Origin of the sequence: Synechococcus sp. MU1655, assembly GCF_023630655.1 — a bacterium.
In the GTDB taxonomy this organism is placed as follows: domain Bacteria; phylum Cyanobacteriota; class Cyanobacteriia; order PCC-6307; family Cyanobiaceae; genus Synechococcus_C.
On record NZ_JAKUHK010000235.1, the window covers coordinates 1 to 3,219 of the forward strand.

3 protein-coding genes are annotated in these 3,219 nt (G+C 52.0%); 2 read left to right on the forward strand and 1 reads right to left on the reverse strand.

Features of this window, described 5'->3' with window-relative positions:
* Positions 1-142 precede the first annotated feature (142 nt).
* The gene (locus tag NCN04_RS09910) at positions 143-568 is read left to right on the forward strand and encodes a peptidylprolyl isomerase (protein ID WP_371190339.1); all 426 of its coding nucleotides are present in this window, start codon (positions 143-145) and stop codon (positions 566-568) included.
* 4 nt (positions 569-572) lie between these two features.
* Here the strand turns inward: NCN04_RS09910 and ribBA are convergent, their stop codons facing one another.
* Entirely contained in the window at positions 573-2,183 is a 1,611-nt protein-coding gene (gene ribBA, locus NCN04_RS09915) for a bifunctional 3,4-dihydroxy-2-butanone-4-phosphate synthase/GTP cyclohydrolase II (protein ID WP_245407307.1), read from the reverse strand.
* A 101-nt stretch (positions 2,184-2,284) separates the two neighbouring features.
* Here ribBA and argC point away from each other — a divergent pair.
* On the forward strand, positions 2,285-3,219 hold a 935-nt coding region (gene argC / locus NCN04_RS09920; protein ID WP_250395984.1), incomplete at its 3' end, for an N-acetyl-gamma-glutamyl-phosphate reductase.

Consider the following 3,219-nt stretch of genomic DNA (forward strand, 5'->3'; position numbering starts at 1 on the left):
CTACCACCGATCACACCAACGCGTGCGTCTTGGAGGGAGGAATGGAGTGTGGTCATTCTTTTAAAAAGGGCGCACTTTGACACTCATCTTGCCCGCTTGCCTAAGATTGGTTTTTGCTTTTGGTGCCTTGACGACAGTCCTGATGAAAACGGATGCCGGCCAGATCAAGCTGGAAATGTTCGATCAAGATGCGCCGAACACCGTCGCCAATTTTGTGAAGCTGGCGCGCGAAGGCTTTTACGACGGTCTTGCCTTTCATCGCGTCATCAATGGTTTTATGGCTCAGGGTGGATGCCCCAACAGCCGTGAAGGAGCCAAGGGAATGCCTGGAACAGGCGGTCCTGGCTACACCATTGATTGCGAAATCAACAACCGGAAGCATGCCCCAGGGATTCTTTCCATGGCCCACGCCGGTCCCAACACCGGTGGAAGCCAATTTTTCATTGTTCACGAAGCTCAGCCCCACCTTGATGGTGTGCACACCGTATTTGGGCAAACCGGTGACATGGATGTGGTTCTCGCCTTGAAAAATGGCAGCCGCATTGAAAGTGTGACGGTCACCGACTGATGCGTTAGGACCAGTGAATTAAGATTGGCTGGTCAGAATGTCCTGACCAGCCATTTTTTGTATTATCCAATAATAATGAAAGGTCCATTTCTTCACGATTAAGTTGTAATGAAGGGTGAAGACGTTGTTCTGCTTTCGCCGTTTTCAAGAAACCGAGTCTTTTTGTTTCTGTCCAAGAGGCCAACGTTTTGAGGAACAACTCAATTGCGGTGAGATCACCTGAAACAGTCCAAACAAATTGCGGACGTTCCCAAAGAGCAAGGAGCCGTGGTGTTTGTTCTGGTTGCAGGGTAAGACTTAATTTCGACGCTGATTCTTCTGCCCTTTTAAGAAGATCTGGAAGTTTAGCGATCAAATCTTCACCGCAATCCCAGGCAAGAGTAACGACATCAGCTGCACTATTGGCATTAAATAGATGACCTAATTTATCCCGTTTTGTGGCCAAATAATTGGCATTATGATCTCCTGGATTGATGATCAGCGGGACTCGACTCACAACTTCCAGACCATATCCACCGAGTCCTGCAATTTTGCGAGGATTATTGGTGAGTAGCCTTAGGCGATGAATTCCAAGATCACTAAGGATCTGTGCTCCCACTCCGTAATTTCGTAGATCTGCTCCAAATCCCAACTTCTCATTCGCTTCCACGGTGTCTAGACCTCCATCTTGAAGGCTATAGGCCTTCAACTTATTGATCAGGCCAATGCCACGACCTTCTTGCTTCAAATAAACAACAACGCCTTCTCCTTCTTGCTCGATTTGCGACAGGGCGGCCTCCAGTTGTGGACCACAGTCACAGCGAAGAGAACCAAAGGCGTCCCCTGTCAGGCACTCTGAATGCATCCGAACCAACACAGGTTCCTGCAATTGCCCAGGGACACCTTTCACCAGAGCAACATGCTCACTGTTGTCCAGTTCATTGCGAAATCCAACCGCCTGGAACTGTCCAAACTGACTGGGCATCACACACTGTGCATGACGACGAACAAAGCGTTCGTTCTGAAGCCGATAGCTGATGAGGTCAGCAATGCTGATCAGCCTCAAGCCAAATTGTTTGGCGTAAATCTGAAGTTCTGGAAGACGAGCCATCGAGCCATCGGAGTTCTGAATTTCACAAATGACTCCTGATGGGATCAGCCCTGCGAGCTGAGCGAGATCAACCGCAGCCTCCGTATGTCCAGCACGTTTAAGCACACCTCCAGAACGGGCCCTCAACGGAAACACGTGCCCTGGACGCCTTAGATCAGAAGGCTTGGCATCGGCCTGAAGCACAACCTGAATCGTGCGAGAGCGATCTTCAGCTGAAATTCCGGTCGAGACACCGTGCTCAGGGCCGGCATCAATACTCACCGTGAACGCCGTTTGATTTTCATCGGTGTTGCGATCAACCATCAAGGGGAGGTCAAGAGCATCGAGACGATCTCCTTCGATGGCAAGACAGATCAAACCGCGAGCCTCTTTGGCCATGAAATTGATCTGCTCTGGCGTCGCGAATTGCGAAGCGCAAATCAAATCTCCTTCGTTTTCACGGCGTTCATCATCGACAACAACAACGCACTCGCCATTCCGGATGGCGTTGAGGGCATCGGGGATGGAGTCAAAGTTCGGATCCATGCCCTCGGAAGCTACGGCTGAATGGCTCAGCGTTCTAGGTATCCAACAAGCTCTCATCATGATCGACGCCAGTACGATCAGCCGATCATTCCGCTCAGTTCATGGCGATCAAACGAGTTGCGGTTATCGGTGCATCCGGTTATGGGGGCTTGCAAAGCCTGAGGCTGTTGCAGTCCCATCCCGAATTTGAGATCAGCTTGCTCGGCGGAGAACGCAGTGCTGGCAAGCGTTGGAGTGAGCTCTGCCCCTTTTTGTCGCTACCGGATGATCCCGTTGTGGAGAGTCCTGACCCCAGCAGAATTGCCGAGTGCGCTGATGTGGCTTTGCTCAGCCTTCCCAATGGATTGGCGAGCGGAATGGTTCCTGAACTTCTGGAACGTGGTGTTCGAGTCGTGGATCTCTCCGCTGATTACCGCTACCGCTCGCTCGATCAGTGGGCGAGGGTCTACGCCCAGGAGGCTCTCTCTTGCAAGCGCAGGGATGCTGACCTGTGTCTTGAAGCCGTCTACGGGTTACCTGAATGGAATGCATCGGCCATTGCAACTGCACGATTGGTTGCGGCCCCTGGCTGTTTTCCCACCGCGAGCTTGCTGCCTTTGTTGCCATTCCTCAAGCAAGGATTGATCGAACAAGACGGTGTGATCATCGATGCAAAGACGGGCACATCCGGTGGCGGACGTGCTGCTAAAGAACATCTTCTGTTAGCGGAGGCCTCTGAATCGATCTGTCCTTACGGCGTTGTAGGCCATCGCCACACGTCAGAAATTGAGCAGATGGCCAGTGAGGTTGCCGGATGTGGCATCCAGTTGCAGTTCACACCACATCTCGTTCCCATGGTGCGAGGGCTGCTGTCAACGGTGTACGCCAGATTGCGCGACCCCGGACTAACAGCCGAAGACTGCACCACTGTTCTTGATAGTTTCTACCGCCATCACACGTGTGTCACGGTGTTGCCTGTTGGCACCTACCCAGCAACGAAATGGGCTAAACACACCAACCGGGCTTTTTTATCGGTGCAAGTCGACAACCGGACCGG

What these genes read in the sequence shown, in the direction of transcription:
- NCN04_RS09910 (WP_371190339.1), top strand. Translation starts at nt 143, where the DNA reads ATGAAAACGGATGCCGGCCAGATCAAGCTGGAAATGTTCGATCAAGAT.
- ribBA (WP_245407307.1), bottom strand. Translation starts at nt 2,183, where the DNA reads ATGGATCCGAACTTTGACTCCATCCCCGATGCCCTCAACGCCATCCGG.